Source organism: Flavobacterium sp. (genome assembly GCF_039916025.1).
Classification (GTDB): domain Bacteria; phylum Bacteroidota; class Bacteroidia; order Flavobacteriales; family Flavobacteriaceae; genus Flavobacterium.
In genome coordinates this window covers 1-9,331 of the sequence record NZ_JBDSMB010000141.1, presented here as the reverse complement: position 1 = coordinate 9,331, position 9,331 = coordinate 1, and the positions used below count along the sequence as shown (strand labels likewise).

13 protein-coding genes are annotated in these 9,331 nt (G+C 35.5%); 11 read left to right on the top strand and 2 right to left on the bottom strand.

What is annotated here, in order from left to right; all coding sequences use genetic code 11:
* Nucleotides 1-178 precede the first annotated feature (178 nt).
* The 10 genes from ABIQ27_RS10220 to ABIQ27_RS10175 all read left to right on the top strand — a co-directional run bounded on the left by ABIQ27_RS10220 (nucleotide 179) and on the right by ABIQ27_RS10175 (nucleotide 6,385).
* On the top strand, nucleotides 179-895 hold the full coding sequence (locus tag ABIQ27_RS10220; RefSeq protein WP_348033791.1) for a pirin family protein: 717 nt from the start codon (nucleotides 179-181) through the stop codon (nucleotides 893-895).
* Nucleotides 896-906: 11 nt separating this feature from the next.
* Nucleotides 907-1,188, top strand: a complete 282-nt coding sequence (locus tag ABIQ27_RS10215) for a GNAT family N-acetyltransferase (RefSeq protein ID WP_348033790.1) — start codon at nucleotides 907-909, stop codon at nucleotides 1,186-1,188.
* The gene (locus tag ABIQ27_RS10210; RefSeq protein WP_348033789.1) at nucleotides 1,188-1,595 is read left to right on the top strand and encodes an OsmC family protein; all 408 of its coding nucleotides are present in this window, start codon (nucleotides 1,188-1,190) and stop codon (nucleotides 1,593-1,595) included. Before ABIQ27_RS10215 ends, ABIQ27_RS10210 begins: the two co-directional genes overlap by 1 nt.
* Nucleotides 1,596-1,597: 2 nt before the next feature.
* Nucleotides 1,598-1,825, top strand: coding sequence for a (4Fe-4S)-binding protein (locus ABIQ27_RS10205; RefSeq protein WP_348033788.1), 228 nt, complete (start codon nucleotides 1,598-1,600; stop codon nucleotides 1,823-1,825).
* Nucleotides 1,822-2,352, top strand: coding sequence for an NAD(P)H-dependent oxidoreductase (locus ABIQ27_RS10200; protein WP_348033786.1), 531 nt, complete (start codon nucleotides 1,822-1,824; stop codon nucleotides 2,350-2,352). The genes ABIQ27_RS10205 and ABIQ27_RS10200 overlap by 4 nt, the downstream gene beginning before the upstream one ends.
* Nucleotides 2,353-2,423: 71 nt before the next feature.
* Complete coding sequence (gene fabD, locus ABIQ27_RS10195; RefSeq protein ID WP_348033785.1) at nucleotides 2,424-3,296, top strand: ACP S-malonyltransferase; 873 nt, start codon at nucleotides 2,424-2,426, stop codon at nucleotides 3,294-3,296.
* Nucleotides 3,297-3,384: 88 nt separating this feature from the next.
* Complete coding sequence (locus tag ABIQ27_RS10190; protein ID WP_348033784.1) at nucleotides 3,385-4,812, top strand: peptidoglycan DD-metalloendopeptidase family protein; 1,428 nt, start codon at nucleotides 3,385-3,387, stop codon at nucleotides 4,810-4,812.
* Nucleotides 4,813-4,904: 92 nt separating this feature from the next.
* Complete coding sequence (locus tag ABIQ27_RS10185) at nucleotides 4,905-5,687, top strand: HipA family kinase (protein WP_348033783.1); 783 nt, start codon at nucleotides 4,905-4,907, stop codon at nucleotides 5,685-5,687.
* Nucleotides 5,665-6,048: a DUF3037 domain-containing protein gene (locus tag ABIQ27_RS10180; RefSeq protein ID WP_348033782.1), complete on the top strand. Its 384-nt coding sequence runs from the start codon at nucleotides 5,665-5,667 to the stop codon at nucleotides 6,046-6,048. The genes ABIQ27_RS10185 and ABIQ27_RS10180 overlap by 23 nt, the downstream gene beginning before the upstream one ends.
* Nucleotides 6,049-6,115: 67 nt before the next feature.
* Nucleotides 6,116-6,385 (top strand): hypothetical protein, encoded by a 270-nt coding sequence (locus ABIQ27_RS10175; RefSeq protein WP_348033781.1) that lies wholly within the window; start codon nucleotides 6,116-6,118, stop codon nucleotides 6,383-6,385.
* A gap of 43 nt (nucleotides 6,386-6,428) precedes the next feature.
* Here ABIQ27_RS10175 and galE read toward each other — a convergent pair whose 3' ends face one another.
* Entirely contained in the window at nucleotides 6,429-7,442 is a 1,014-nt protein-coding gene (gene galE / locus ABIQ27_RS10170) for a UDP-glucose 4-epimerase GalE (RefSeq protein ID WP_348033780.1), read from the bottom strand.
* Nucleotides 7,443-7,527: 85 nt separating this feature from the next.
* On the bottom strand, nucleotides 7,528-8,658 hold the full coding sequence (locus ABIQ27_RS10165) for a DegT/DnrJ/EryC1/StrS family aminotransferase (RefSeq protein ID WP_348033779.1): 1,131 nt from the start codon (nucleotides 8,656-8,658) through the stop codon (nucleotides 7,528-7,530).
* 184 nt (nucleotides 8,659-8,842) lie between these two features.
* Between ABIQ27_RS10165 and ABIQ27_RS10160 the strand changes: the two genes are divergently transcribed.
* The coding region (locus ABIQ27_RS10160; protein ID WP_348033778.1) for a glycosyltransferase N-terminal domain-containing protein at nucleotides 8,843-9,331 on the top strand (489 nt) is incomplete at its 3' end.

The following is a 9,331-nucleotide window of genomic DNA, read 5'->3' as shown; positions in this document are numbered from 1 at the left end:
ATTGGTGTCACCCCGGAATTCTTTAGTAAAATGAAAGCGCGGATGCTTAAAAAATAGTTATCCGTTATCTGTTGTGTGTTCAAAACACAGAACCGAAAACTTTCTTAATCTAGGTTAAGTACTTCCTCAAAGTTGCTACCGTAAATTTGTATCATAATAATTAGTAAATTTAAACATTATGAAAAATACGGTTTTACACAAAGCAAACACACGTGGACATGCAGATCACGGTTGGTTAAATGCACATCATACTTTTAGTTTCGCAAGCTATTATGACCCTGAAAGGGTTCAGTTTGGAGTACTTAGAGTTTTGAATGATGATATCGTTGCATCAGGAATGGGGTTTGGAACACATCCTCACGATAACATGGAAATTATTACAATTCCGTTGGAAGGCGATTTGGCTCATAAAGACAGCATGGGAAATACTGAGGTTATTAAATTTGGCGACGTTCAGGTGATGAGCGCCGGTACCGGAATTCAACATTCTGAATTCAATCCAAATCATGATAAAAGAACCAATTTGTTACAGATTTGGGTTTTTCCAAAAACAAGAAATGTGGAACCACGTTACCAACAAATTACTTTAGACACAACCGACAGACACAATAAATTACAACAGGTTTTATCACCAAATGCAGATGATGCCGGAGTTTGGATTCACCAGGATGCCTGGTTTCATATGGGGAATTTGGATAAAGGAACTTCAATCGATTACAATCGTAAAAAAGAAGGTAACGGTTTATATGTTTTTGTGATTAAAGGAAGCGTAAAAGTTGATGGCCAGGAATTGGAACAACGCGACGGATTAGGAATTACCGCCTTTGACAAAGTAACTTTTGAAGCGACTTCAGATGCTGAGATTTTATTAATGGAAGTTCCAATGCACCAATAAATAAAGAAATCATGAGCGAAGTAAAATTAAATATTGATGGCAATAAAGGTTTTTTTCACATTGATATAGATGGAAAACAGGAAGCCAAAATGACCTATGTTTTTGCAGGCGAGAAACAAATCATCATCGACCATACCGAAGTAAATCCAGGAAATGAAGGCAAAGGTCTTGGTAAACAAATGGTAAAAAAGGCCGTAGAATACGCAAGAGAAAACAACATTAAAATTATACCGCTTTGTCCGTTTGCGAAAAGTGTTTTTGATAAAGTTCCAGAGTTTAGAGACGTATTGTAATGGAAAATCTTTTGGAACAAAATATAGAAGGAAAGATTGGTACACAAAAATACTTGTGTGCCATTTCCTGGCGTAATGGTGAATTGCTAATGGACGAACCCGAAAGCGTTGGTGGTAAAGATCTTGGCCCTGATCCGTTTTCAACATTTTTGGCATCATTGGCTGGCTGCACTTTATCAACACTTAGAATGTATATAGATAGAAAAGGCTGGGATATTCCTGAAATCAAGATTTCAATGAATATGGCTCAGAAAACAGAACCCGAATTGGAAACTTTCATTTCAAGAACGATTTCCTTTTCAGGAAATGTAAGCGGAGAACAAAAAGAACGACTGCTTGCCATTGCTGACAAATGTCCGATTTCCAAAATTCTGAAAAACAAAATAACCATAAACACAACCTTATAATTATGGATCCAAAAGACTTAACAAAAGAATACACCAATGGCGAAGTTACCATAGTGTGGCAATCGGGAAAATGCATTCATTCTGCCAATTGCGTTCGCAATAATCCTGATGTTTTCAAACCCAAAGAAAAACCATGGATTACACCCGAAGGTTCGACTACGGATAAAATTATCGAAACCGTAAACAAATGTCCATCCGGAGCATTAACTTATTATTTAAACAAGAAATGAAAAAATTACTCGCATTCGGTGCTTCAAACAGCAGCGATTCTATAAATAAACAGTTGGCTTCATACGCCTCAAAACATTTCAAAAATGTTACTGTCGACCTATTGGATTTGAACGATTATGAAATGCCTATCTATTCAAAAGACCGCGAAAAAAAAGATGGTTTTCCACAACTGGCGCAGGATTTCTATAAAAAAATTGGCGATTCCGATTTTGTGCTGATTTCGTTTGCAGAAAACAACGGAAACTACACAACAGCTTTTAAAAATATCCTTGACTGGACATCACGTATCAACAGCAAAACCTTTCAGGAAAAACCAATGCTTTTACTGGCTACTTCACCCGGAGCAAGAGGCGGAGGCACCGTGCTTGATATTGCGGTCAAAAGAATGCCATTCCAGGGTGGTATTGTAAAAGGAAGTTTTTCATTACCTAGTTTCAATGAAAATTTTGACACTGAAAAAGGAGTAATTTCCAATTCAGCATTAAATGAACAGTTGTTCAAAATTATAGATTCGATTGAGTTATAAAAATTAGTATTTTTGTTCAAAAATAAAACTAACATTCAGCATTTAGAGATGCTGAAATAAATTCAGCATAAATGAAAGCATACGTTTTTCCTGGACAAGGAGCACAATTCACCGGCATGGGTAAAGATTTATATGAGAATTCTGCTTTAGCAAAAGAGCTTTTCGAAAAAGCCAACGAAATTTTAGGTTTCCGTATTACGGATATTATGTTTGAAGGTACGCCCGAAGAATTAAAAGAAACGAAAGTTACTCAACCAGCAGTTTTTTTACATTCTGTTATTTTGGCGAAAACCTTAGACAACTTTAAACCTGATATGGTTGCCGGACATTCTTTAGGCGAATTTTCAGCTTTAGTTGCCAATGGTGCTTTGTCTTTTGAAGACGGATTAAAATTGGTTTCACAACGTGCAATTGCGATGCAAAAAGCGTGTGAAATTACACCTAGTACAATGGCTGCCGTTTTAAATTTAGAAGATAAAATTGTAGAAGATATTTGTGCTTCAATTGATGGTGTTGTAGTTGCTGCAAATTACAATTGTCCGGGACAATTAGTAATTTCAGGAGAATACAAAGCCGTCGAATTAGCTTGTGAAAAAATGAAAGAAGCTGGCGCAAAACGCGCTTTGATTTTACCAGTTGGTGGTGCATTTCACTCGCCAATGATGGAGCCAGCCAGAGAAGAATTGGCTGCAGCTATTGAAGCTACAACTTTTTCTACTCCAAGTTGTCCAGTGTACCAAAATGTAACTGCAAGTGCAGTTTCGTCACCAGATGAAATAAAGAAAAACTTAATCATTCAATTGACTGCGCCTGTAAGATGGACACAATCGGTACAACAGATGATAAAAGATGGTGCGACAAGTTTTACTGAAGTTGGACCAGGAAAAGTATTGGTTGGATTGGTAAATAAAATCGATAAAGAAGTCGAAACGATTTCGGCTTAATCTTCTTTTATAAAAAATTAAAATCCTCATAAACAAATGTTTGTGAGGATTTTTTATTTACATTTGGTTAACCCAACAACCTACAACAATGAAAAAAACAGTACTAACCCTAGGCTTTTCTTTTTTTCTTTTGGCACCAATTCTTAGTGCTCAAAATAAATCAGCAAATATTCCGACAGATTATGAAGACTATTCATTTCCAAAAAATGATACAGAAAATCCTTGTATCACAATACAGGAATATGCTCTTTTAAACTCTGAAGTGAATTATAATTTAAAAAAATTAGCATTAGACAAAATTGCCAGCAAAAATATACTTACCACTTCTTTACTTTGGCCATTGAAACTGGCAACTGGTTTTACCCAATGTGAATATCATTTTATTGGCGCCTATGTCGACCAAAATACGGCTACAACAACTATTCAGGATTATAATTGTGGCACAAATACTTATGACGGACACCACGGAACTGATATTGCCATCTGGCCATATAGTCTGTATAAAATGGATAATAGTCAAATTGAAGTCGTTGCCGCCGCCGCTGGAACTATTGTTCAAAAAGCAGATGGAAATTTCGACAGAAACTGTGGTTCAAATACACTAACAGCCAATTCGATTATCATTCAACACGCCGATGGTAGTTGTGCTTTGTATTGGCATATGAAAAATGGCGCTGTTACCACAAAAACTGTTGGTCAGACAGTAGCTGCCGGTGAAAAAATTGGCGTTGTGGGAAGTTCAGGCAGTTCTTCTGGTCCACATCTTCATTTTGAAGTTTGGGCTGGAAGTACAAACACTACTTATAAAGATCCATTTTCCGGTGCTTGTAATTTATTAAACGCAACTTCATGGTGGACTTCTCAAAGACCGCATACCGAACCTGCTATCATGAAAGCATCTGTTCATCCAACAGATATGACTTTAGCTACTTGTCCAAATAGTGATGTGCCAAATGAAAGCGATACTTTTGTCGTTCCGTTTCAAGGACCAGGATTAGCTCCGGGTTATGCAAAATTTTATTTTTTTTGGAGAGAAATTCCTGCTAGTGCAAGCATTTCTTTGAGAATTTTAAATCCTAATGGAAGTGTTTTTAATAATTGGAGTTATACGGTTCCAACTAATAACAAAGTAAGCTATTATGGTTCATCCAAATTGCTGCCGACGACTGACGGCATCTATACTTTCGAAGCAAGTTATAATGGTGTTGCATGTTCTAAAACATTTACTATTACACATACTTTAGGAATTTCAGATTCTGACACCAATTATTTCAAAGTCTATCCAAATCCAACAAACGACAACTTTTTAATTACGGCAAATGGAATTGAGAATGGAAACTATTCTTTTGCGTTGACCAACAGTATTGGCCAGATTATTAAAACTGAAAAATCGGATATTGAAAATAATAAACTTGAAAAATCATTTTCTGTTATAGGTTTGTCAAAAGGTATTTATTTTTTGACCATTCAAGATTCTAAATCAAAAACTGTAAAAAAGATTTTAAAAAATAATTAGTTTAAAAAATTAAGATAATGCCAAGACCTCATGAAAATTTACTTTATGAGGTTTTTTTTATAATATCTTTGTTGGAAGAACTAAACTAAACTATGAGTTTACGAACCGTAAATGTAATCAGATATATCACACCACTTCGCGAAGGCGGATCCCTGCCTGCATTGGCTGAAGCCGATGACAATTTTAAATATGTTTTGAAATTCCGGGGTGCCGGTCACGGTGTAAAAGCTTTGATTGCCGAGTTTTTGGGTGGACAAATTGCTAAATTTTTAGGTTTACCCATTCCGGAATTGGTTTTTGCCAATCTGGATGAAGCCTTTGGAAGAACTGAAGCCGATGAAGAAATTCAGGACTTACTGCAATTTAGCCAAGGACTGAACTTAGGTCTGCATTACCTTTCGGGTGCGATTACGTATGATGCCGCGAGCAATGACTGCGAACCAGAACTGGCATCAAAAATAGTTTGGCTCGATGCTTTTATAACCAATGTTGACCGTACATTTAAGAACACAAACCTATTAATCTGGAAAAAGGAATTATGGCTGATTGACCATGGCGCTGCATTTTATTTTCATCATTCGTGGGATAATTGGGAAGCGAATGCCGTTACGCCTTTTACCTTAATTAAAGATCATGTTTTATTGCCAAAAGCTTCGAGACTTGATGAAGTACATGCCGAATTCACGACTAAATTAAATGATCCCATATTAAGAGAAATTGTAAATCAAATTCCGGAAGATTGGTTACATTGGGAAGACAGAATTATATCTGCTGACGAAATAAAGGAAATCTATTTTCAATTTTTATCCATTAGATTGAAGAACGCTGAAATATTTTTAAAACAAGCACAAGATGCACGAAAAACACTTATATGAATATGCCGTGATTCGTGTTGTGCCTAAGGTAGAGCGCGAAGAATTTATCAATATTGGATTAATGCTTTTTTGTAAAAGACAGAAATATCTAAGAATTGAATATCATTTAGCACCTGAAAAAATCAAATCAATCTGTTCCGAGTTTGATATTGATCAATTGAAGGAAAACTTGGATTCGTTTGTAAAAATCGGGAAAGGAAATAAAGATGGTGGACCAATTGCAGCTTTTGAAATTGCTGAGCGATTTCGATGGCTGAGCGCCGTAAAAAGTTCGAGCATTCAAACATCAAGACCTCATACAGGTTTTAGCTCCGATTTGGATATTACCTTTGACAAATTATACGCTGAACTCGTTTTATAATTAAATTTTAAAATTTGATTTTTAATTTGTAATTTTAAAATTCATCATAAAACAAAACTAAAATACTATGAAAAAAATAATCTTATCGCTTGCATTCGTCGCAGTACTATTTTCCTGCCAGGACAAAACCAAAGAAAAATTAGATGAAGCAACGGATGCCGTCGGAACAGAAGTAGAACAAAAAATAGATACCGTTGGTCAAAAAATAGATACTCTTGGTCAAAAAATAAAAACAGCAGTAGACACAGTTCAATCAAAAACTGGAAAAGCGCTTGAAAAAAGTGCAGAAAAAATAGATGAAGCAGCCAAAAAATTAAAAGACGCTTCTAAAAAATAATTCATAATAAAGCCCCGATTTCTCAGGGCTTTTTTTATTAAAATTAACTTCTGATTTTCTGTTCCCATTTCCAGGCAGAAGCTAGTCCTTCCTCTAAAGAAAGTTGTGCATTCCAGCCTAAAATTTTGTTTGCTTTATCGGTATTAGCATAGGCGGAAACAACATCTCCTTCTCTTCTGCCAACAATTTTATATGGTAATTTTTGCCCGGAGACTTTTTCAAAAGCATTGATAACTTCCAAAACAGAACTTCCGGTCCCGGTTCCTAAATTGAAGGTTTCTACTTTCTCAATATTTTTCTTATCCAACAATCTTTGCAATGCAATAACATGGGCCTTCGCCAAATCAACTACATGAATATAATCGCGGACATTAGTTCCGTCCGGCGTTGGGTAATCATTGCCATTAACGGAAAGTTCTTTTCGTAAACCAAAAGCAGTTTGCGTAATAAACGGCACTAAATTCTGTGGGACTCCAAGAGGCAATTCTCCGATTTCAACACTTGGATGCGCACCGATTGGATTGAAATAACGCAATAAAACAGAATTGATATTGGTAACTTTTGCTACATCAGCTATGATTTCTTCGCCTATTTGCTTGGTATTCCCGTATGGTGAATTTGCCGGTTTAATCGAAGCATCTTCTGTAATTGGCATTTTTTCGGCTTGACCGTAAACCGTACACGATGAACTGAAAATAAAATTGGCTTGCTCCAGATTTGCCATTTCCTGTAAAATGTAAATTAACGAATTAATGTTGTTTTCATAATACAACAAAGGGTTTTCCACACTTTCTCCAACAGCTTTTGAGGCAGCAAAATGAATTACACCAACAACATCGTTATACTTTTTGAAGAAATTTTGAACTGCCGATTTTTCTCTTAAATCAATATTTTCAAAAATTGGTTTTTTGCCCGTGATTTTTTCAATACCGTCAAGAACCTGAATGGAAGAATTCGAAAGATTATCAATAGCAACGACTTCAAAACCTTCGTTTTGCAATTCAACAACCGTATGTGAACCTATAAATCCTAAACCGCCAGTTACTAGTATTTTCATATTTTTTGAGAAAACAGAAAAAAGAGAATAGAAAATAGAAGGGTTTTTTTTAAGTCTATTCTCTATGTTCTATACTCTATTTCCTTTATTTTAAGAATTCTAAAACGCTATCCGTAATAAATTTAATTTGTTCGTCATCCAATTCAGTGTGCATTGGCAACGAAATTACTTCTTTCACCAATTGATTTGTGATTGTAAAATCTTCTTCTTTATATCTTGAATCTACATATGCTTTTTGTGAATGCAACGGAATTGGATAATAAATAGCACATGGAATTCCTTTGGCTAACAAATGCTCCATTAACGCATCTCTATTAGCATCGATAATTCGTAAAGTATATTGATGAAAAACGTGGCAATCACAAATCTCACAAATACTTGGTGCAATGATATTTTTATGTCCTTCAAAAGCAGCCGTGTATTTACGCGCCGCATTTTGTCTTGCTTCGTTATAACTATCTAGTAATGGTAATTTAGCATTTAAAACTGCAGCCTGGATGCTATCCAAACGAGAGTTTACGCCAACAACATCATGATGATAACGAACGTACATTCCGTGATTCACAATTCCGCGGATTGTGTGTGCTAAAGCATCATCATTAGTAAAAATTGCTCCACCATCTCCATAACAACCTAAATTTTTAGAAGGAAAAAATGATGTTGACGATACGTGACCAATCGTTCCGGCTTTCTTTTTAGTTCCGTCAGAAAATTTACAATTAGCGCCAATGGCTTGTGCATTATCTTCGATTACGTATAAATTGTGTTCTTTGGCAATCGCCATAATCGCTTCCATATTAGCTGCTCTTCCGAACAAATGTACCGGAACAATTGCTTTTGTTTTTGGAGTGATCGCTTTTTTGATTGCATCAATAGAAATGTTCATATTCACTACATCAACATCAACCAAAACCGGTGTTAATTGTAGCAACGCAATCACTTCAACAGTCGCGGCAAAAGTAAAATCGGCAGTGATAACTTCATCGCCTGGTTGCAAACCCAATCCCATCATGGCAATTTGCAATGCATCGGTTCCGTTCGCACAAGGAATTACGTGTTTTACGTCCAAATATTCCTCAAGATTCTTTTGAAATTCGTGTACTTTTGGTCCGTTGATATACGTTGTAGTGTCTAAAACCTCCTGAATAGAAGCGTCAACTGTAGATTTTATTTTTTCGTATTGACTTTTTAAGTCAACCATTTGTATTTTTTTCATATTGAATTCTTATTTTCTTTTTAAAGGTAATATGCAATTCGCATTAGGAAATCTTTGTTAAACATAAAACTTTCGTTATGCTCGTGTCATAAGTCTGAAATTTGTGATGCAAAAGTAAGAAATTCTGAAGTAGAATTTCGTGTTCGGTAAAAGAAACGTATTTTAGCCCAACAAATTTTTAGAGATGCTTTTTCTATACAATTTATTGATGCTTTTTGCTTCACAAATAGTGAAATTGTTGGCACTTTTCAGTCCCAAAATAAAGCTGTTTGTCGACGGAAGAAAAACTGTTTTTCAAACATTGGAAAGCAAAATCAGTTCATCCGATAAGACAATTTGGTTTCATGCCGCATCTTTAGGCGAGTTTGAACAAGGTTTGCCCGTTATGGAAAAAATCAAAGAGCAATTCCCTAATCATAAAATTGTCGTGACTTTCTTTTCGCCTTCGGGTTATGAAGTTCGGAAAAACAATGTGATTGCTGATGCTACAGTTTATTTGCCTTTGGATACAAAATCAAATGCGCAAAAATTCTTAAAGCTTGTTCATCCTGATTTGGTTTTCTTTATCAAATATGAATATTGGCCGAATTATTTGAATGAATTAAAAAAACTGAATATCAAAACCTATTTGATTTCGGGAATTTTCAGAGAGAATCAGGCATTTTTCAAATGG

Bases quoted from the DNA above. Each gene is read 5' to 3' on its own strand.
- ABIQ27_RS10205 (WP_348033788.1), top strand. From the start codon at position 1,598: ATGGATCCAAAAGACTTAACAAAAGAATACACCAATGGCGAAGTTACC.
- ABIQ27_RS10215 (WP_348033790.1), top strand. From the start codon at position 907: ATGAGCGAAGTAAAATTAAATATTGATGGCAATAAAGGTTTTTTTCAC.
- ABIQ27_RS10210 (WP_348033789.1), top strand. From the start codon at position 1,188: ATGGAAAATCTTTTGGAACAAAATATAGAAGGAAAGATTGGTACACAA.
- fabD (WP_348033785.1), top strand. From the start codon at position 2,424: ATGAAAGCATACGTTTTTCCTGGACAAGGAGCACAATTCACCGGCATG.
- ABIQ27_RS10185 (WP_348033783.1), top strand. From the start codon at position 4,905: ATGAGTTTACGAACCGTAAATGTAATCAGATATATCACACCACTTCGC.
- ABIQ27_RS10220 (WP_348033791.1), top strand. From the start codon at position 179: ATGAAAAATACGGTTTTACACAAAGCAAACACACGTGGACATGCAGAT.
- galE (WP_348033780.1), bottom strand. From the start codon at position 7,442: ATGAAAATACTAGTAACTGGCGGTTTAGGATTTATAGGTTCACATACG.
- ABIQ27_RS10180 (WP_348033782.1), top strand. From the start codon at position 5,665: ATGCACGAAAAACACTTATATGAATATGCCGTGATTCGTGTTGTGCCT.
- ABIQ27_RS10165 (WP_348033779.1), bottom strand. From the start codon at position 8,658: ATGAAAAAAATACAAATGGTTGACTTAAAAAGTCAATACGAAAAAATA.
- ABIQ27_RS10175 (WP_348033781.1), top strand. From the start codon at position 6,116: ATGAAAAAAATAATCTTATCGCTTGCATTCGTCGCAGTACTATTTTCC.
- ABIQ27_RS10190 (WP_348033784.1), top strand. From the start codon at position 3,385: ATGAAAAAAACAGTACTAACCCTAGGCTTTTCTTTTTTTCTTTTGGCA.
- ABIQ27_RS10200 (WP_348033786.1), top strand. From the start codon at position 1,822: ATGAAAAAATTACTCGCATTCGGTGCTTCAAACAGCAGCGATTCTATA.